The 16,701-nt window shown below is 52.6% G+C and carries 16 protein-coding genes; 9 read left to right on the top strand and 7 right to left on the bottom strand.

What is annotated here, in order from left to right:
* Window positions 1–4: 4 nt before the first annotated feature.
* Complete coding sequence (locus GGR27_RS12300; RefSeq protein ID WP_168037765.1) at window positions 5–322, top strand: low molecular weight protein tyrosine phosphatase family protein; 318 nt, start codon at window positions 5–7, stop codon at window positions 320–322.
* Window positions 323–408: 86 nt separating this feature from the next.
* On the opposite strand, the gene GGR27_RS12295 is transcribed toward GGR27_RS12300, so the two are convergent.
* Window positions 409–1,296: a toxin-antitoxin system YwqK family antitoxin gene (locus GGR27_RS12295; protein ID WP_168037764.1), complete on the bottom strand. Its 888-nt coding sequence runs from the start codon at window positions 1,294–1,296 to the stop codon at window positions 409–411.
* 60 nt (window positions 1,297–1,356) lie between these two features.
* A complete protein-coding gene (locus GGR27_RS12290) occupies window positions 1,357–1,965 on the bottom strand; it encodes a Uma2 family endonuclease (protein ID WP_168037763.1) in 609 nt (202 codons plus the stop codon).
* 274 nt (window positions 1,966–2,239) lie between these two features.
* Between GGR27_RS12290 and GGR27_RS12285 the strand changes: the two genes are divergently transcribed.
* Window positions 2,240–3,316, top strand: coding sequence for a hypothetical protein (locus tag GGR27_RS12285; protein WP_168037762.1), 1,077 nt, complete (start codon window positions 2,240–2,242; stop codon window positions 3,314–3,316).
* Window positions 3,317–3,371: 55 nt separating this feature from the next.
* Here GGR27_RS12285 and GGR27_RS12280 read toward each other — a convergent pair whose 3' ends face one another.
* The 3 genes from GGR27_RS12280 to proS form a co-directional block, all read right to left on the bottom strand.
* Complete coding sequence (locus tag GGR27_RS12280) at window positions 3,372–4,298, bottom strand: mechanosensitive ion channel family protein (protein ID WP_168037761.1); 927 nt, start codon at window positions 4,296–4,298, stop codon at window positions 3,372–3,374.
* A 233-nt stretch (window positions 4,299–4,531) separates the two neighbouring features.
* A complete protein-coding gene (gene tnpA, locus GGR27_RS12275) occupies window positions 4,532–5,008 on the bottom strand; it encodes an IS200/IS605 family transposase (RefSeq protein ID WP_168037760.1) in 477 nt (158 codons plus the stop codon).
* Window positions 5,009–5,238: 230 nt separating this feature from the next.
* Window positions 5,239–6,708 carry a proline--tRNA ligase gene (proS, locus tag GGR27_RS12270; RefSeq protein ID WP_168037759.1) on the bottom strand — a complete coding sequence of 490 codons (1,470 nt, stop codon included), beginning with the start codon at window positions 6,706–6,708 and terminating at the stop codon, window positions 5,239–5,241.
* A 314-nt stretch (window positions 6,709–7,022) separates the two neighbouring features.
* Between proS and GGR27_RS12265 the strand changes: the two genes are divergently transcribed.
* The gene (locus GGR27_RS12265; RefSeq protein ID WP_168037758.1) at window positions 7,023–8,261 is read left to right on the top strand and encodes a hypothetical protein; all 1,239 of its coding nucleotides are present in this window, start codon (window positions 7,023–7,025) and stop codon (window positions 8,259–8,261) included.
* A 378-nt stretch (window positions 8,262–8,639) separates the two neighbouring features.
* On the opposite strand, the gene GGR27_RS12260 is transcribed toward GGR27_RS12265, so the two are convergent.
* Window positions 8,640–9,476 carry a carboxypeptidase-like regulatory domain-containing protein gene (locus GGR27_RS12260; RefSeq protein WP_168037757.1) on the bottom strand — a complete coding sequence of 279 codons (837 nt, stop codon included), beginning with the start codon at window positions 9,474–9,476 and terminating at the stop codon, window positions 8,640–8,642.
* A 393-nt stretch (window positions 9,477–9,869) separates the two neighbouring features.
* On the opposite strand from GGR27_RS12260, the gene GGR27_RS12255 reads away from it, so the two are divergent.
* From GGR27_RS12255 to GGR27_RS12230, 6 genes are all read left to right on the top strand, one after another.
* On the top strand, window positions 9,870–10,643 hold the full coding sequence (locus GGR27_RS12255) for a glucose 1-dehydrogenase (RefSeq protein ID WP_168037756.1): 774 nt from the start codon (window positions 9,870–9,872) through the stop codon (window positions 10,641–10,643).
* Window positions 10,644–10,835: 192 nt separating this feature from the next.
* Complete coding sequence (locus GGR27_RS12250) at window positions 10,836–12,062, top strand: acyl-CoA dehydrogenase family protein (protein WP_168037755.1); 1,227 nt, start codon at window positions 10,836–10,838, stop codon at window positions 12,060–12,062.
* The gene (locus GGR27_RS12245) at window positions 12,055–13,134 is read left to right on the top strand and encodes a phosphotransferase family protein (RefSeq protein ID WP_168037754.1); all 1,080 of its coding nucleotides are present in this window, start codon (window positions 12,055–12,057) and stop codon (window positions 13,132–13,134) included. The genes GGR27_RS12250 and GGR27_RS12245 overlap by 8 nt, the downstream gene beginning before the upstream one ends.
* 24 nt (window positions 13,135–13,158) lie before the next feature.
* Window positions 13,159–13,779 carry a hypothetical protein gene (locus GGR27_RS12240; RefSeq protein WP_168037753.1) on the top strand — a complete coding sequence of 207 codons (621 nt, stop codon included), beginning with the start codon at window positions 13,159–13,161 and terminating at the stop codon, window positions 13,777–13,779.
* Window positions 13,776–14,591 carry a tetratricopeptide repeat protein gene (locus tag GGR27_RS12235; protein WP_168037752.1) on the top strand — a complete coding sequence of 272 codons (816 nt, stop codon included), beginning with the start codon at window positions 13,776–13,778 and terminating at the stop codon, window positions 14,589–14,591. The genes GGR27_RS12240 and GGR27_RS12235 overlap by 4 nt, the downstream gene beginning before the upstream one ends.
* Window positions 14,592–14,853: 262 nt before the next feature.
* A complete protein-coding gene (locus tag GGR27_RS12230; protein WP_168037751.1) occupies window positions 14,854–16,191 on the top strand; it encodes a patatin-like phospholipase family protein in 1,338 nt (445 codons plus the stop codon).
* A 214-nt stretch (window positions 16,192–16,405) separates the two neighbouring features.
* Here GGR27_RS12230 and GGR27_RS19835 read toward each other — a convergent pair.
* The coding region (locus tag GGR27_RS19835; protein WP_209037935.1) for a hypothetical protein at window positions 16,406–16,701 on the bottom strand (296 nt) is incomplete at its 5' end.

The raw sequence follows: 16,701 nt of genomic DNA, 5'->3' as shown, positions 1-16,701 counted from the left end.
ATTAATGAACGTATTATTCCTCTGTTCCCGCAATCAGTGGCGCTCCCGCACCGCCGAGCATATTTTTCGTGATGTGGACGGTCACTGCGTCAAGTCCGCCGGGACTTCGCCATCGGCGCGCATCCGGGTCGGCCCGGCACTACTGAACTGGGCGGAACTGATCTTCGTAATGGAGCAGAAACACCTCGCTATTTTGGAACGCAAGTTTCCGGACGCAATAATTGATAAAAACATTATCGCGCTTGACGTGGCCGACGACTACCGATACCTGGATGAGGAATTGATTCACGAATTGCGGGACGGGGTGGCGGTTTATTTGTGAGAGTATACCTTGGGCGTCCCGATCCCGATAGCTATCGGGATCGGGGCAAGTGCAGAATAATTTGCGGAAGAGCGGCGGTCAGTCGCCTACTCCGCCGGCAGTTCGTAATATACCGTATCGGAGAGAGTGTAAGCCCCGCGCTGTACCAGGGCTCGTTGCAAACGGCCGTCGGGGAAGTGATAGGTAACCTTATAATTATCTGCCTCCGTATCCAGCTTTTGCTCGTAGCGGAGATTAGCAGGTCCGTAGTGAGGAATTAAATACCGTATTTGTATTCCTTTATCATCGTACTCGTGCTCTCGCTGTAGTACGCCATCTTCACCGTATAATCGATACACGCCGGTTCGTAAACCACGTCGGTAATGGTAGGTTGCCAGGAGGCTACCGTTGGGGTAATAATGGTAGGATGGGCCATGGCGCAGGCCATTTACGTAAGTGGTGATTTCTTCGGCGCAGCCGTTGGTGTAGTAATTTACGGTGGTACCGGTTAGTTTTGGAGCGGTAGCGTTTCTAGCGTGCACGATTCTTTCCAGCCGAACTTTGGTTTGGTAATAATCATCCTGGTCAACCCTCAGTATAGCCCGGTTACCGCGCATCATCGCGGAGGGCGTGCACAGACTCAGGTTAGGTATGTTGTCTAGCTCGTAGGTAGAAAAGACAAGCCATTCCTCCCCGGTAGTAAGATTAACGCCACAGGAACTATTAAATCCCACTTCCCAAATTGTTTCCGTACGCTCTCCGCGGTAGTGACGCAGGGTAGTTACGTGTAATAGGCGCCTACCGGGATAATCAATGTGACTCCTTCCAGAAGACGGCTTCTTTACCTCGGTAATGGAATCGATACGGACGTGGCTCACGAAAGTATAGCGCAGAAACGTAGCTTCGGTCAGTTCCTCGTACGGACACATACAAGCCGTTAACGGGCTGGCGCAAAAGCAGCAATACAGAACCGATAGCCAAAAAAATATTTTCATGTCGACAAGACGTTGGATTTAGCCTTCCTGGTGCACGCTCGCACGAACGGACCACTTATTTCATCCCGTTACTTGCTCGTCGCGCTCAACTTCTTTTTCCGGAAATTCGACATTCTCGTAAATGTCCTTTAGCGCGATCTCCGCCACAACGCTTTCTAGTGGTACGGCCGCATCTATTCCATCGTAAGTATCCATCTTCATCAAATCCCCCCGCCGGCGGAAGATCGTGACGAAGGGCTGATCTTGATCGACGAGCACGTATTCCTGGAGGGAAGGCACGGAAAAGTAGTACCGCAGCTTAGCGCCGCGGTCGTAGCCCTCACTGCTTGCGCTGATCACTTCCACGATGAGGCGCGGATTGGTGATTGCCCCGGTCAGCGTAGCGGATTTAATGAGCTTAGGGCACGCTAAACCTGCGTCGGGGTACACGTATCGTTTGGCTGATTTGATCTCCACTTTGATTTCGGAGGTGAAAGCTTGGCAAGCACCTGTTTGCTGAGTAGCACTCCTCAATGCGGCATAAACATTACCGCAGATCACACCGTGCTCCACCGTCCCGCCCGCCATCGCAAAGATCTCACCGAGGTGGTACTCGTAGCGTTGGTCACCCGCCCGCTCGATGGTGAGGTAGTCCGCTAACGTGAGGTATTTTTCTTCCGGTAGTCCCATGGTTGAATAACGGTTTTACCTCAAGATAAGGTTGAATGTGATAACTTTGGTGGTAACCCCATCTTCCCTGCTTTCTCCCGAATTCACTTTGCACCCGCGAAGCCATAGCAAGTCCCGCACTCAGTTGGGGCGACCGCGACGCGAAAGCTAGTTCCGTACTTTGTCGGGGCGCCGTACTTACCTCTCGTCAATAGGGAATTACGGGAACGTTAAGGCGACGAACATCGGGCCCAACCATCATCTTAAAGTTACGTCCAGTCCTACCAACAGCATTATGCGAATTATTCTATTTATCAGTTGTTATGTCGTATTCGTTTGTACGGTGGGCGCGCAATCCGCCGCCCTACGCACGAGCCCCAAAATAATCACCTTCGTTAAGTCCCCCACCGGGAAGCTGATTGATAGCCTGGTCTTCCGTACCAGCACCGAAGAGCGGGCGACGGGTATTTCCTTTCGAGGCGATAGCCTGCAAACCAAAATCGCCGTTATTCCGCTAGTGGACGAGCTTTTAATTGCCGCTTACGCGGATGGCAATTATCTGGGAGATGCCGCTTGCTGGATCGATGAGCCCGCGGCGAGGATTCACCTGTCTGTTTTTGCCGGACGGGTGCGGGTGGATTCGGTCGATCGGGGCATTTACCACCGGAATTTTCAGCGCACGCTACAGAATTTACGAGCGTTGACAACCGAAACACAGTTAAAGGTGGGTTACCTAACCGCGGCTGCGGAATACACGCAAACCATCATTACGTCCCTATTTATGGAGCAGTTTATGCGCCTCCCCACGTTCACAAACGAGGACAGGGACAACGTGGATCTGTTCCTACAAATGAATACTTCCCTAGTTAGCACGCATCCTTATTTCGATAATATCTACGGTCGGCTTAATATTCTTTATGATAACCGCGGCGTCGTGACGCGCCGCCGCGGATACCTCGATCCGCTTGGGAAGCCGGTCAATTACGAACTCCCCAAAGCACCCGCCTATTTGGTTAATTTCTATTATTCCACGGACCCGAACGCACCATTACAACACCAACAAATACAGGACCTGATCGTTAACGCTGGTCAGTACCCGGGGCTACACGCTTTTAGCATCAGCACCGAACCGAGTTTGGCGGTGTGGAAAAACTACGTACGCGAGAATCGTTTCAGTTGGCCGCATTTGCTGGAACCACCGAACAGCAAATTCCCCCTTTCGGTGGACTTAGCACAATTACCCGGCAATATTTTTATTCTGCTCGATAAGCGGCGGCGACCGATCGGGGTGTATGATTCGGTGGACTTACTCGTCAGGGGTTTGGACCATTTCCAGGCGTCCGGGGATATTAAGCTAGCCAAAAAGAACTGATGAGTAGGCGCGAGCTCAACCACGTCCATCACTGCTTTCCGAAATTGCTACATCACTACAAATTCTCCGCTTCCGAATTAGGGGTATTATCAAATTCCACCCGGATCGGAATATCTTTCTCCCCGCCGTAAAGTTTGACTTCCGTAATGTCCGCCGGCATGCTGTAGCCCGTCCGGTCGATGGCGTTCTTGACGTCGCGCATGACGAGGCCGCGTGATTGCAGGGCGTTGGCGCGGTAATCTTTCGTGTAGAGCCAAAAAAATACTTTCAGGTTGACGGTGCTCACGGCTAGTTCATCTTCGACGACGAAGTTTTCGTGCTCGCCGTCGTGGACTAACCGGTCGTGCCCGTCCAGTACTTCCTGAATAACCTCTTTTGCGCCTTCGATATCATCGCCGTAGTCGATACCCACGCCGAAGTCAGTCCGGATGAAGCCATCCGCGGTATAGTTCTGCAAAGGCTTTTTCAGCACGTCGGCGTTGGGAATGTAGATGTCTTTGCCATCGAAAGTTTTCAGGTGGGTGTACCGCAGGTTGAGGCCCCGTACCCTTCCGAAATGGTCATCGAGTCTGATCGTATCGTCTACGTCGAAGGGCCGGTTGAAGGCCAGCACGATGCCGGCGATAAAGTTTTCCCCAATGTCCTGAAAAGCAAAACCGAGTACGACCGCGCCGACGCCCGCCGCGCCGAAGATGCCGGCTGCGATGCCGCCCAGGCCCATGGCCCGTAGCGCCAGCAGCACTACGCCCAGGATCAGTAGGATTCGTAACGTGTTCGTTAGAAACCGGCCCATCAAAGGATCATCCATTTGTGACAGGATCTTCCGTCCGGCTATCTTGGCTAGCCAGCGGGCTACGAAGAGGCCGATGATGAAGATTACCAGGGCTAGGAGTAGGCCGGGGATGGCACCGATTAGGTCGTTCCAGAGGTCGGTGAAGACGGTTTGTAGGGTTTCTACTTGGGTTTCTACTTGGTCTTCCATTTTGGGAAAAGGTAGGGATTGGAGGTTTCTAGGAAGTCGCCGCTGTGATTAGCGGCAGCATCATTGTCAAAAGAAAATGGAAATAATCCCCATTTCGATCAAAGGTAGTGAAGGGACCTTGCCGTGGTGATTAGAAATGGTCAGAGTATTGTTAATAGTGTTAGAAAGGAATCATCTATTGTATCGCAAACGTGGGGGTGAACCCCCACGCAACGTTAGACGACCCTCCGGGCCTAGGTGCGATTGGGGAAGACGTACTGGGGTGTGAAGTCGGCGTGACCGTAGGATTTTAGTATTTTGGTGTATTCTGTTTTGAAGTTGGGGTAATTACCTTTGGGGGTGTGGTGGGCACGTTGCTCTCTAACGTAGGAGCGCAGGCCGGTTAGGTTGCGGTAGTCAACGGAAAAGGTGCCGTAGCCGTCTTGCCACCTGAAGCCGAGGTACTTATTAGACACGGTAGATATCCACCCACTGGATACTGATTTAACGGCTGCAATAACATCTGCCGCACAACTCGTACGTGGTAGGGTGTGGATCACGTGAACGTGATCATCCGTCCCGCCGATCTCGATAACCTTGCAGCCCCATTTGTGAAATTCCGCCGCCATCACGGCGTGCAATTCGGCTTCAATCTCGAGATCGATCCAAGGGTCACGATACTTAGTACTCCACACACTGTGCAGAATGATCCGGTCATAAGATGCAGGCATGTTACTGTATTCTGTTTGTTCTAGGGCTACCCAAAACTAACAAAATACCGCAAACAAAACAACTTGTTCTTCTTAGGCCCGGAGGGTCGTCTACCGTTGCGAGGGGGTTCACCCCCTCGTTTATGATCCTTCACAATTTATTTCAAAACTCAATCATGAGCTAAAATGATAGCCTGATTAGCATCTTCAAAATCCTCCAAACAGGTCTAATCTCAAATTAGCTATCCAAATCAATAAGCCCGAGCAAAAACAACCCGCCGCTCAGAAGCCCCCCCAGTCAAAATACACTTCCCAACCTCCCCAACAGAATCATTAGGAATACACCGAATAGAAGCCTTAGTAAGCTCCTTAATCTTCTGCTCCGTCTCCGCAGTACCATCCCAGTGGGCATAAATAAACCCAGGAATATCTTGGTCCAGAATGGCTTGGAATTCTTCCATCGTATCGACCGTGTGGCTGTGTTCCTCCCGGAAATCAAGCGCCGTTTGGAAAAGGTTTTGCTGAATTTCTTCCAACAAACTAGCGACGTGGTCGACGATACCCTCCAGCGGCTGGCTAGCTTTTTCCTTCGTATCGCGGCGAGCCACTTCAATGGTACCATTAGCCAGATCGCGCTTACCGAGCCCAAGCCGGACGGGAATGCCCTTCAACTCATTCTCAGCGAATTTGAAGCCGGGGCGTTTTTTCTTATCGTTGTCATAGCTCACCCGGATGCCACGAGATTTTAGCTCGGCCATGATCTCGTGCGCCTTGGCGTCGAGCTCCTCGTTGGGTTTCGGGATGGGGATGATGACGACCTGAATCGGAGCCAGCTTGGGAGGAAGCACCAAGCCTTCATCGTCGGAATGTGTCATAATAAGGCCGCCGATCAGGCGCGTAGAAACGCCCCAGCTCGTCGCCCAAACGTATTGCTCTTTGTTATTCTCGTCCTGAAATTTCACCTCGAACGCTTTCGCAAAGTTCTGTCCGAGGTTGTGGCTCGTACCGGCCTGGAGGGCCTTGCCGTCCTGCATCAGCGCCTCGATCGTGTAGGTATTCACGGCACCGGCGAAGCGTTCGCTCTCCGTTTTCACGCCGCGTAGGACGGGCATGGCCATAAATTCTTCGGCAAACGTCGCGTAGACTTCCTGCATTTTCAGCGTCTCTTCCTGGGCTTCCGCTTCCGTGGCGTGGGCGGTGTGGCCTTCCTGCCAGAGGAATTCCGCGGTGCGGAGGAACAGCCGCGTGCGCATCTCCCAGCGGACGACGTTGGCCCACTGGTTGATCAGCAGGGGCAGGTCGCGGTAGCTGGTGACCCAGTCGCGGTAGGTGTTCCAGATGATGGTTTCGGAGGTGGGTCGGACGATCAGTTCTTCCTCCAGTTTGGCGCTCGGGTCCACGATCACGCCCTCGCCGTTAGGGTCGTTCATGAGCCGGTAGTGGGTCACGACGGCGCATTCCTTGGCGAAGCCTTCCACGTGGGCGGCTTCCTTACTGAGGAAGGATTTCGGGATGAAGATCGGGAAATAGGCGTTCTGGTGGCCGGTCTCCTTAAACATGTCGTCGAGCTGCCGTTGCATCCGTTCCCAAATGCCGTAGCCGTAGGGTTTGATGATCATGCAACCGCGCACGGCGGAGTTCTGGGCGAGGTTGGCGTTCTTGACAATGTCAAGGTACCACTGGGAATAATCTTCGTTTCGGGGGGTAACGGCGCTGGCCATAAGTTGAACTATTGTCTGTGTTTCAGCGTTTTAATTAGGCGCTGTCGCGGGTGCATTGTAGTTATGTTAAGAGCGAAGTTAGTGGGAACATATCCCGAAAATCCTTGCTTTTCCTCATAAACCTTGCACCGGCGACCGCGCCCCGCTCTTCTTTCCACTCGTGAAAAGAACCGGGTAGGGTCGGTTGACTTGCTTTAACCTATTTACCCTAAGTTTTTGCGGTTCCTTAACTGTTAATGAGGCGCAAAAGTACTACTTTAGACCCCGTAATCGCAGTGCTTCGCAAACCGTGCTTACGCCAAACACCAAGAATTATGAAAAAGTCTTTTGCACTACCCTCCGTACTGGCCACGCTCGCGCTGGTCTTCGCCGCCGCCCCGGCCGTGGCGCAGTACGACGACGTCTACTTCAGCCCCTCCGACCAGGAGTTTTCTTACAGCAACGACTACGTCGCTGAGGACTACGCCCAGCCGGCCGTCGCCGACGACGTTGACAACGATTCCTATTACGAAGGCGACGCCGTCGATGCCGCTTCCGATTATGAATACGCCAGCCGCATTCGCCGTTTCCGCCGCCCGGTCGGTAACTTCAACTACTACGATCCTTACTACGTGGACGCCGGATATTACGACCCGGTTTTCCGCAACAACTTCAACACGGTGTTGATCTACAACACGCCCAACGTTGCTTACCAGCGCGTCCTGACCCCCTACGGACCGCAAATTATTGCCGTTAATAATTTTGGCCCCAGAAATGGCTTTAATTCCTGGAACAGCCCCTACGGTAACCGTTTCAACCGTGGCTTTAACAACTTCGGTGGAGGTTTCAATAACTTCGGCGGCGGCTTCAACAATTTCGGTGGAGGCTTCAATAACTTCGGTGGCGGCGGCTTCAACAGCTTTGGTGGCGGCGGCTTCGGCGGTGGCTACTACTGCCCCCCTTCGTTCGCGGGCACTAGCTACACGGTTGGCAACAGCACCGCCAACCTGAGCAACCGTCGCACCACCAGCACCCCACGTGGTAGTACTACATCAATTGCTGATCGCATCAGTCGGTCTAACGCCACGAGAAGCACCGGTACCAACACCAACCCCTACGACAAGTCAGCGACCACTTCCGGCCGCTCCACCCGGGGCCGTTCCACTGCGACCCGCGCCAGCAACCGCCCGACGAGCACCCGCTCCACTACCCGTAGTAGTAACGGACGGATTGACAAGTCCCGCACGACCGTTCGTCCCACCACCCGGTCCGCTACTCGCGCGACGACGCCCACTACCCGTTCCGCTCAGCCCAGCCGTAGCACCCGCAGTTACACCCCGAGCCGGAGCCGTACCGTCACGCCGAGCCGCTCCACCTCATCATCGCGTAGTACCCGCAGCTACACCCCGAGCCGGAGTTCTTCCAGCACCCGTAGTAGTTACACGCCGAGCCGGAGCAGTTCTTCCAGCACCCGGAGTAGCTCATCCAGTAGCCGTAGTTCCTCGTCCAGCCGCAGCAGTGGCTCCAGCAGCCGTTCTTCCTCCAGCAGAGGAGGTGGCCGTGGTGGCAAATAAACTTATTCCCCCAGAGGTTTTCCTTGAGGAATGAATCAGCAGCCTTTCAACCTACCCACGAAGCTTTGCTTCCGGGTAAGTTGGAAGGCTTTTTTTATTGTGGGAAGTAGTTACTCAAATGATGTCATTACTTGTCTTCCCCACCACCATTACGTCGGTAAGGGATTATCATTACCAGCTATTTCCGTTCTCGTTAATTGCTAGGTTCTGGTGAAAGTTACCGTCAATAGTGCGCTGGATCGCTAGTACTTCAAAAGTTACTACGAAGCGAATTCCCCCATCCTTTTTCCGGTGATGTAAGCATTTACCCCGCCCACGATCAGCGAAGGCTGAGATCGACACGGTGACATCACGTACCCGAGTAAAATCTGTCCCACATCATTCCTTAGCGTAGCCAACCCTTGCTCGAATATTGGGTGTCATATAAGTATCCTTCCACCGACCGTCAGACGCGCGTGCGAAGCCCCTCCCGTAACCCGTTTTGGCGGCAAGATTTATTCCATCGAACAACCCGACAACGTCCAGGACCCGAAAAGTGACCAGAAACGCTCGGTCCACCTGAATCCGCTGCGCCGACAGATCGACGTTGATGTCCTTACGAACATCCTCACTACCCAACCGCAAAAAGATGCGCTCCCGCAACAGGGGAGCACCGACCAGACCCAAGTTGACATCGTAAATATTAATGTCCAACAGTACGGAGTCTGCCTTCATGGAACGGACGCGGATAATCACTTCTTCCAACCGCGCGGACTTATCCGGGGTAAGAATGGTTCCAATTTCGTAAACCCGCCGCTCAGCGGAGGGACGGTAGAGGTAGGTGCCGTTCATAATGCCGGGCATGCCGAGCCGCTTGCGTTTGTACTCGATCCGGGCCGCGGCGACTTCGGCGGTGCTAAGTACGTAGTTCGTTGCCGTTAGTTGGATTGTACGAGAGACTCCCCCGTCACGGACGTCCCCCGCCGTCAGCACCCTGGTTTCGTAGCCGATGCAGGAGAATTGCAGTTTACTAGAATCCGGAATCTGTTTCAGGTCGATGGTGAAGTTTCCCTCCTCGTCGGTCAGTACGCCAGTTGCCGCGGCGGGGGCGTATACGGTGGCGTAGGCGATGGTCTCATCGTTCTCATCCGTGATTTTGCCGGCGATACGCTGGGCGAAGGAGGTAGTTCCGCAGAGTAAACTGAAGAGGAAGAGAAGGAGCGTTAGCTTATGCATACCAGGGGTATTTCCTGGGTACTCGCGTTTGTGGGGATAAGGTAACGGCGGGTCGGGTAAAACTTTGACTGACTCAGCCTTCTGACCAAAGTCGATTTCATCGTATCGCCGTTTTTGAATAGTCGACACGTACGGCAACAAAGGCTACCACGCGAATTAACTAACCGTAATCACTACTGATGCAGCAGTAAAATTAGTTTCGCCAGCTAATTACTTTTCGTTCAAAGATGTAGCAAAACCAAAATGAAGGTTTTGGTAAAGACTGTACGCTAAGTACACAAATTGATCGTATTATAACCCTGAGTTGAAGTCGTATCTTGGGTGCATTTTAGAAGCACTACGCGTCCATTCAACGCGTTCGCAATTCAAGTAAGCACGAAATTTAAGAAACACATGAGTATAAAATCAACATTCGACCTATCCGGAAAAGTGGCCATCGTCACGGGGTCGAGCAAGGGCATCGGCCTGTCCATTGCCCGGGGGCTCGCCGAAAGCGGAGCTAAAGTCGTCATCAGCAGTAGAAAGCAAGACGCCGTAGACGCCGTTGCAAAAGAGCTCACGGAGGCTGGTTTGGAGGCCATAGGCATTGCGTGCCACATCGGTGACGGCGACCAGCGGGAGCAACTCATCGCCAAGACGATGGATACGTATGGCCGAATTGACATCCTGGTAAATAACGCCGCCATCAATCCCTTCTACGGGCCACTGGAAGCCGCCGACGAAGCCGTTTTCGATAAGATCATGAGCGTTAACGTCAAGGCACCGTGGATACTTTCCAATTTAGTCCAGCCACACCTAAAAGCCAGCGGCGGAGGCAGTATCATCAACATCTCCTCCGTAGAAGGTATTCACCCCGGATTTAGACTGGGATTATACAGCATGACAAAATCTGCCCTGATCATGCTGACTAAAAACCAGGCCAAGGAGTGGGGCCGCTACGGCATCCGGTCCAACGTGGTCTGCCCGGGGCTGGTGAAAACAAAATTCAGCGAAAGCCTGTGGTCGAACGAGCAAATGGTTAAACAGTACACGAGTGTGGTACCGCTACGGAGAATGGCGGAACCGGACGAAATGGCCGGCATCGTTATGCTGTTGGCCTCCGACGCCGGCGCTTACATGACCGGCGGCGTTTATGCTGCTGATGGTGGGTATTTGATTTCGGGGTAAATAGAATGTCCGGTCATGCATAATTGGATTTTGCCACAAAATCACAAAAAAAGCAAAAGGTACTTTAGCGCAGTTAAATATAAGTTTTCTGTGCTTTTGTGTCTGTGTGGCGAAAAATCTGTACAAAACACAATTCCATGGAAATGCATCTAGTATAATCGGTTTAAAGAATTTTTTTATTAAAGAAGGATCATGAATTTTGAATACAGCGACAAGTCAATAGCCCTACAGAAGAAACTAAAAGATTTCATGGAGACCCACGTGCTCCCAATTGAAGAGGAGATCGAGTCATTTCACCAAAACCCAGCCAACGCCTGGAAACGCTGGCCGGGACTGGAAGCCCTCAAGCAAAAAGCAAATGACGCCGGGCTGTGGAACGTTTTCCTCCCACATGCCTACGGAGACTTAAGCCCGGGGCTTTCGAACCTGGAATACGCCCCCCTGGCGGAAATAATGGGCCGCATTCTCTGGTCGTCCGAAATCTTCAACTGCAGCGCTCCGGATACGGGGAACATGGAGGTGCTTGCGAAATACGGAACGCCGGCCCAGCAGGAACGGTGGCTGACGCCGCTACTCAACGGAGACATCCGCTCGGCTTTCCTAATGACGGAGCCAGACGTAGCGTCTTCGGATGCCACCAACATCGAAACCTCCATCACCCGCGACGGCGACGACTACGTGATCAACGGCCGAAAGTGGTGGTCGTCCGGAGGGATGGACCCCACGTGTAAGGTCGCGATCGTGATGGGTAAGACCGATTTCAACGCGGAGCGGCACGTGCAGCAGAGCATGATCCTGGTGCCGATGGATACACCCGGGCTAAAGATCGAGCGAGCCCTCAGCGTTTTTGGCTATACCGACTCGCCGGAAGGCCACGCGGAGATTGTGCTGGACGACGTCCGCGTACCCAAAGCCAATTTGCTCCTGGGTGAAGGTCGCGGTTTTGAAATCGCGCAGGGACGTTTAGGCCCGGGCCGCATCCACCATTGCATGCGCCTGATCGGGATGGCGCAGCGTTCACTGGAGATCATGGCGCAACGGACCGTACAACGGAAGCCGTTCGGTAGAACGTTGGACACTTACAGCAGCATCCGGCAAGAGATCGCCCTGTCCGCCTGCGAGATCGAACAGACGCGTTTACTGGTACTGTCCGCAGCGGATAAGATGGATAAAGTGGGGAATAAGGAAGCGAAAGACCTCATTGCAATGATTAAGATCGTAACGCCGCGAATGGCCCTGGGCGTGATCGACCGCGCCATTCAGATACTGGGTGGACAAGGTGTAGGAAGCGATACGCCCCTGGCCCACTTCTTCGCGGCGGCGCGCATCTTGCGGCTGGCGGACGGTCCGGACGAAGTGCACATGAGTCAGCTTGGCAAAAACACCATCAAGAAGTACGTAAACAATACGCATGTCTAACGAAAAGAATTTGCGCCCGGTCCGGGAAGGCGAGGAAATAGATACGGCTCAGCTCAAGGTCTTTATGCTGGAGCACGCGCTGATTTCCGGAATAAACACCGATTTGGAAGTAAAGCAATTCACCAACGGTTATTCCAACCTAACCTACCTGCTGAAAACGGAAGACAAAGCGTACGTCCTGCGGCGACCACCCTTCGCGGCGCCCAAACGGGGCCACGACATGAGTCGGGAGTTTAAGGTACTGAAACAATTAAATTCCTTTTACGGGAAGAGCCCTAAAGTGTATGCCTTCAACGGAGACCCGGCAATTCTGGGTGCGCCGTTTTACCTCATGGAGAAAGTTGAAGGCACCATTCTGACGGCCTCCTCCGCCCGCGCGCGCAACATTTCTCCCGAAGAATTTAAAACTATCTCCGGTACCTGGGTGGACGCCTTTGTCGAGTTCCACCAAATCGATTACAAAGCGGCGGGGCTATCCGAACTCGGCAGACCGGCGGGCTACGTAGAACGTCAGGTGCGTAATTGGGGTAAGCAGTATTTGGCCGCGGCAACCGAGAACGTTCCATCGGCCAAAAAGGTGATGACGTGGATGAATGATCACCAGCCAAAAGAATACGATCATACGCTCATCCACAATGATTTTAAATACGATAACGTCGTCTTCGAAAACGATGAATGGAAAAACATTTCGGCTGTTCTGGATTGGGAGATGTGTACGCTGGGCGACCCCCTGATGGACCTGGGAACGTCTTTGGGGTACTGGATAACGGAGCACGACCCCGTCTTGATGAAACGGGGGCTGTCCTCCCCCACCGTACTGCAGGGAAACCCAAGCCGGTCGGATATCGTACAGCAGTACGCGCTGAAGAGCGGCAGGAACATCGACAACCTTACTTTTTATTACGCCTACGGGCTCTTCAAGATCGCGGTAATCGCACAGCAGATTTACTACCGCTATAAACACGGCCATACTAGCGACCCTAAGTTTGCGCAGCTGAACCAAGCTTCCGCGCTTTGTTGCGACACCGCTTGGCAGGCTATTCAAAAGAATCAAATTGACAACTTGTACTGACGATCATCAGCAGGATGTTTAAAAATGCACGCCGACCGTCAGCAACGGTACGAACCACGCCAAAATTTTAAACAAGCGGAAACATCGGCCAGCCTCGACCATAATATTTATGACAATCAATTTAATCCGATGAATAGTTTCGTACGCAAAGTAGGCGTGTATCTGGTACTGGCCGCCGGTCTGTGCTATTCGTGCAACAACGACTCCAGCTACCTCCGCCACGTCGGTGACAGCCAGCAAGACCTCAGCACCGACGCCGAAAGCTTCACCCTCTGCAACGACGAGTCCGCAACCATGCAGTATTTCAACATTGGGAAGGGACTAAAATACACCGGGGGAAAGCAGGCCATTCGGGAGGCGTTCCGGGAGAATTTTGTTGCCCGGGACACGACGACTTCCGGATGGGTCCGGGTGCGGTTCATCGTGAACTGTCGGGGCGAGAGTGGCAGATTCCGTCTGCTGAGCGCTGATTTAACTTACGCGGAAATGGAGCTCGACGAAACGCTCGCCGATGACATACTCGCAATCGTCAAAAGCCTCGACGGGTGGGAACCCATGGTGACGGACGGCGGGGATAGCCTTGACTACTACCAGTACATCACCGTCAAACTGGTCGACGGAGAAATAAAAGAATTGCTGCCATGAGAACGTACTTACTACCGCTCCTACTCCTCACTTGGTGGGGCAGCCCCTTAGCGGCCCAACCCAACTGCGAAGCCTACAAGGCGCAGGGCGACCTCACGAAATACGCGGCGTGCCAACAAAGCGAAAAGACCCGCTTTTACTACCAGTTTAGCAAAGAATACCAAGAAATTCTGGATACCGCCCTGGCGATCGACCCCACCTTCGCCCACGCGTACCGGGCCAAATCCACGGCCTACCTTAAGAGCGGGGATTTCGTGACCTGGAAAGAATTGATCGACAACGCGGTGACCTACGATACGCTCGACAACATCGGCTACCGCGGGTGGTGCAGGTTCCAGTTTTTCCGGGATTACCAGGGTGCCATCGCCGACATCGAGTACCTGGAAAGTACCATCCCCGGCATCATCGGCTTTTCCGCCAACGGGGATTATAACCTACGGTTCGTAAAGGGACTGTGTTACCGCGGGCTGGGGGACGTCGACGCCGCCATCTCCGTCATGAAAAACTGCCTGGCCCGGCCGAAGTATTACGTGGAAAAATACGATTACCTCCACCTGGGGGCGGCTTATTTGGACCGGGGCGATTACGACCTCGCGGAGAAATACCTTAATCTGCAACTGGAGAATTACGACATAGCCGAGTGTCGGTATTACTTGGCTTTCCTAGCTAAGCAAAAACGGGACGAGGAGCAGTTTAACGTGCATAAGGAGAAAGCCCTGGCGCTGCACAAGACTGGGTATAAGATAGCTGACCCTTACGTGGAGTATTTGGACCAGGTGGGTATTGGAACGATAGAAGCGTTGCGGTATTAAGTTTAAGTTCATTTAAAAGAGATAACCGTAGTCGGTCTTGGTCTTACCGTTTGGGGGTTGACGTACTGCCTTTGCCTTACCCATCTCCCCTGCACCCGCGGCCGCGCATCATTAATTGGCGCGGACGCGGGTGCCGGGGAGATGGGGAAGGGAGCAAGGTTAGTTGAATAAATACTGAATTTGTTTTGGTGCATTTACATATCTGAGTTTAACAGAAACTCAAATATGCCCTATCTTGGTTTCATTTAAACCACACACACACATGTCAACAACAGATTTCACCACCTGCGCCGACGTAGTCCGCGAAATAAACAGTCTCCAACTCCACCTCAAAAATACCGGTGGGCTAAACGTCTCCGACGTACGCGACGCAGCCGGCCACCAGTACGTCGACTTGGTACAGGAAGGCGGCGGGGTGCTGGGGATTGCGCTGGTGGGCTTTACCTACGTGCTAGAGGAAGTAGGCATTCGCTTCATCAACCTCGGGGGCACTTCGGCCGGCTCCATCAACACGGCGTTACTCGGGGTGGTGGGCGAGCCACACGAAGCCAAGTCGTGCCGGATCCTGGAGGAGTTGATCAACGTCGACCTTATGGCGTTCGTAGACGGCGGGGACGATGCCATCGATTTAGTTAACACCATCAGCGGCGACGCTAGTGTTTTTGAATTAATTACCAGTGGACTCAGGCAGGTGGATGATTTTTTGATCCGCAAAGAACTCGGCGTCAACCGGGGCGAAGTATTTCTTAAGTGGCTCAAAGCCGTCTTCGAGAGGTATGACATCCGTACCACCGCCGCGCTGATGGAGCGGATGAATATTATTCCCGAGCAGTTGAAGCAAGAATTCGAAGACAAGTACGGCCGCAGACTAAAGGCCCGTCTTTCCATCATCGCCTCTGACCTGACTACTCAGACCAAAGCGGAGTTTCCGCGTATGAGCGATCTGTACTTCGCCGACCCCGAAAACGTCAATCCCGCTTACTATGTACGGGCTTCCACGTCGATTCCCTTATTTTTCGATCCGCTGATTGTGGAATGTATACCCAAGGGCAACACGGAGGAAGAAAAGAAGGCACAAGTTGAAAAATGGCAAGACATCAATTCCGCTTTTCACCTGGGCGAGATACCCGACAAGGTGTATTTGGTAGATGGCGGCGTGATGTCAAATTTCCCGATCGACGTCTTCCACCTGAAGGGCGGTAAAGCGCCTTCCCGGCCCACCTTCGGCGTAAAACTCGGGGTGGACCGCCGGTCACTCCGAAAGAACAATTCAATTTTTCAGATTGCCTGGAACAGCTTCACCGCCGCCCAGCAGATGCGGGACCACGACGTTATCCTCAAAAATCAGGATTATATCCGACTAATCTCCAACATCAACGTGGAGGATATTGACTGGATTAATTTCAGCCTACCCGCCGCGGATAAGGTAAAACTGTTCAAAATGGGCGTTACTGCCGCCTGCGACTTCCTGAAGAAATTCGACTGGGAAGGATACAAGCAGCTGCGGGAAAAAGTGAGCGACGTCGTGGTTCCGTACGAGCGGGAGGTGGAGGCTACGGCTTATACGGCTAGTATTCGGCCGGCGGCGGGGGGCGAATGATGAACGGTAGTCACATTATATTTTGTATAGACTCAAACAATAGAATTGCTTCTGTAATTTGCAGTTCAACAATAGAGTTGACATATGACTTATTATAATGACTGAGGCGAGAACGTGGCAATTCTGTTCCGAAAGCCTCCTGCATATACAATACTGAAGAAAAGCTTATAACAAACAAATGTTAAAAGCAACTCGACCAGGAAAGGAATTTTCACTACATAATATATCTTAACCAATCATAGACTTCCTTTACGCTAAGTTTTAGGCTGGCATAATCGTGTGCTAGACATTCTTCATCCAATAAATGATGATATTTCGCAGCTTGAAGCGTACCATCTCTGGGGACGATCTCCTCAGCTAGTGGTAGTTCGCAACCAGCTAAATCACTAAGTAGTTTAATGATCACCTCTTTAGACAATGGTCCGGGGAGGTTTAGCATAGTGTAATCAAGAAAAACGGGCAAGTCCGTATCTTGGAAGTAACTACACATTCCCGATATGACTTGCCCTA

Source organism: Neolewinella antarctica, from assembly GCF_011927835.1.
Taxonomy (GTDB): domain Bacteria; phylum Bacteroidota; class Bacteroidia; order Chitinophagales; family Saprospiraceae; genus Neolewinella; species Neolewinella antarctica.
This window is presented reverse-complemented; position numbering and strand designations above follow the sequence as displayed.

Coding starts and splice junctions, on each gene's coding strand:
- GGR27_RS12300 (WP_168037765.1), top strand. CDS start 5: ATGAACGTATTATTCCTCTGTTCCCGCAATCAGTGGCGCTCCCGCACC.
- GGR27_RS12260 (WP_168037757.1), bottom strand. CDS start 9,476: ATGCATAAGCTAACGCTCCTTCTCTTCCTCTTCAGTTTACTCTGCGGA.
- GGR27_RS12285 (WP_168037762.1), top strand. CDS start 2,240: ATGCGAATTATTCTATTTATCAGTTGTTATGTCGTATTCGTTTGTACG.
- GGR27_RS12230 (WP_168037751.1), top strand. CDS start 14,854: ATGTCAACAACAGATTTCACCACCTGCGCCGACGTAGTCCGCGAAATA.
- GGR27_RS12280 (WP_168037761.1), bottom strand. CDS start 4,298: ATGGAAGACCAAGTAGAAACCCAAGTAGAAACCCTACAAACCGTCTTC.
- GGR27_RS12250 (WP_168037755.1), top strand. CDS start 10,836: ATGAATTTTGAATACAGCGACAAGTCAATAGCCCTACAGAAGAAACTA.
- GGR27_RS12265 (WP_168037758.1), top strand. CDS start 7,023: ATGAAAAAGTCTTTTGCACTACCCTCCGTACTGGCCACGCTCGCGCTG.
- GGR27_RS12245 (WP_168037754.1), top strand. CDS start 12,055: ATGTCTAACGAAAAGAATTTGCGCCCGGTCCGGGAAGGCGAGGAAATA.
- GGR27_RS12290 (WP_168037763.1), bottom strand. CDS start 1,965: ATGGGACTACCGGAAGAAAAATACCTCACGTTAGCGGACTACCTCACC.
- proS (WP_168037759.1), bottom strand. CDS start 6,708: ATGGCCAGCGCCGTTACCCCCCGAAACGAAGATTATTCCCAGTGGTAC.
- tnpA (WP_168037760.1), bottom strand. CDS start 5,008: ATGCCTGCATCTTATGACCGGATCATTCTGCACAGTGTGTGGAGTACT.
- GGR27_RS12295 (WP_168037764.1), bottom strand. CDS start 1,296: ATGAAAATATTTTTTTGGCTATCGGTTCTGTATTGCTGCTTTTGCGCC.
- GGR27_RS12255 (WP_168037756.1), top strand. CDS start 9,870: ATGAGTATAAAATCAACATTCGACCTATCCGGAAAAGTGGCCATCGTC.
- GGR27_RS12240 (WP_168037753.1), top strand. CDS start 13,159: ATGCACGCCGACCGTCAGCAACGGTACGAACCACGCCAAAATTTTAAA.
- GGR27_RS12235 (WP_168037752.1), top strand. CDS start 13,776: ATGAGAACGTACTTACTACCGCTCCTACTCCTCACTTGGTGGGGCAGC.